Origin of the sequence: Streptosporangium heterodermiicola (assembly GCF_051390675.1) — a bacterium.
Lineage (GTDB): Bacteria > Actinomycetota > Actinomycetes > Streptosporangiales > Streptosporangiaceae > Streptosporangium.
This window is the reverse complement of the sequence record NZ_JBPJSR010000144.1, coordinates 1-248: the sequence shown is the minus strand read 5'-3', so window position 1 is coordinate 248 and position 248 is coordinate 1. Positions and strand designations below refer to the sequence as shown.

Sequence of the window (248 nt, the reverse complement as noted above, 5' to 3'; positions counted from 1 at the left end):
AACCTGATGCAGGCGCACAAGAAGATCGACGCGATCTGGAACCACGACGACGACCAGGGCATCGGCGTGCTGGCCGCGATCAAGGAGGCCGGGCGCAGCGAGTTCTTCATGGTCGGCGGCGCCGGCTCGGCGAACGCGATGCGTGACATCCAGGCCGGGTCGGGGGTGCTGGAGGCGACCGTGACCTACAGCCCCACCATGGCCTCCTCGGCGATCAAGCTGGCCCGTCTCATCGCGCAGGGCAAGGG

The 248-nt window shown here is 68.1% G+C and carries 1 protein-coding gene; it reads left to right on the top strand.

Annotated features, from left to right (window positions below):
• Positions 1-248, top strand: a 248-nt coding sequence (locus tag ACSC1Q_RS43270; protein WP_436764557.1) for a substrate-binding domain-containing protein, incomplete at both ends; no start/stop codon positions are given.